General features: G+C 30.9%; 1 protein-coding gene. It reads left to right on the top strand.

The window, feature by feature from the left end:
- Positions 1-10 precede the first annotated feature (10 nt).
- On the top strand, positions 11-933 hold a 923-nt coding region (locus HEN33_RS25120; protein WP_183083523.1), incomplete at its 3' end, for a hypothetical protein.

The following is a 933-nucleotide window of genomic DNA, read 5'->3' as shown; positions in this document are numbered from 1 at the left end:
GGATAAAATAATGTTCCCGGTTTCATCAATAGGTAATGACTTAGGTAATAATTTAGTATGTATAAAAATGAATGACCTTCCTGAAAACCCCATAATAAATGACCTCAAAGCACTAGCACCAGGTGTAGTAAAACTAATACAGACTTCTAAACAAATGGTCACGTTAATCAGCGCGTTGCAACCTGGTGGGACATGTATTATCGATGGTGATTTCCAACAAGAATTAGCATACTTAAAAAATGTAATACTTTATAATGACTCGTCTCTTCGCATAGACTTTTTAGGTTATAATGCCCAAATAACGCAACGATCAGACAATACTTGCGAACTTATAATTTGTGAACCGTTAAATAACAAAAAAATTTCAACAGACATCATGAACATAAATTGTTCATTAAATGAAATTTATAATGAAATCAGAAGACTAAATGTAATCTTTAGCTCTGGAGCAGGCGACGTAATAGATTTATCCTATCTGGACTTGCATAACGTCGATTTAACTGGTTATGATTTTTCAAATAAACATATGGCTTACGCGACTTTAGATCCCTTTACATTGTTTGCAACAAAGTTTACTAAAACCAATATGTACAATATAAATTTTATGCGTTCGACACACAATGGTACTATCTCATGGAATTCTTTATTAAAAATCACCCCAGCGTTAACAAGTATCAGCGATGATTATTCCAGAGAAAAAATCAACTTTGTCGAAAGTTGTTTAAATGAGCTTGGAGATTTAACCGAAGATCAATTAAAAATCATGAGATATGCGATTATAAAATCCATACCAACAGCAAATATAACAGACAAATTAGAAAAAGAATTAACAAAAAGCATATATAAAAACTCCTCAAAAATTAATAATTATTTGAGCAAAGTTAAATTACCAGAGATGAAAAACTTCTCATTAGAAAAAGCATATGATTATAT

This window comes from Escherichia sp. 94.0001, from assembly GCF_013369155.2.
GTDB classification, from domain to species: Bacteria; Pseudomonadota; Gammaproteobacteria; order Enterobacterales; family Enterobacteriaceae; genus Escherichia; species Escherichia coli_F.
This window is presented reverse-complemented; position numbering and strand designations above follow the sequence as displayed.